Raw genomic sequence first — 217 nt, 5'->3', positions numbered from 1 at the left:
ATGGAGAATGATATTTTAAAGCAAGCCGCGCTGATCATGGGACGAAAGTAAATGTCATCAAGCGAAACCAAGACAAATACTCGGTATCAGCAATGTGCAGCGTCCTGCAAATCTCACGTAGTACGTACTATTATGAGGCAAAAGAACGTCAGTCAGAAGACAACGTAACAGGCGCTGTCATAGAGATTTTCAAACAAAATCGAAGTGCCTACGGCAC

1 pseudogene is annotated in these 217 nt (G+C 43.3%); it reads left to right on the top strand.

The features are described from left to right. Positions 1–217 (top strand): annotated as a pseudogene (locus tag M3221_RS27180) (IS3 family transposase); the annotation flags it as partial.

The sequence above is a fragment of the Domibacillus indicus genome (assembly GCF_023715895.1).
Taxonomy (GTDB): domain Bacteria; phylum Bacillota; class Bacilli; order Bacillales; family Domibacillaceae; genus Domibacillus; species Domibacillus indicus_A.
The sequence above is the reverse complement of the archived record's forward strand: the minus strand, read 5'-3'. Positions and strand labels throughout refer to the sequence as shown.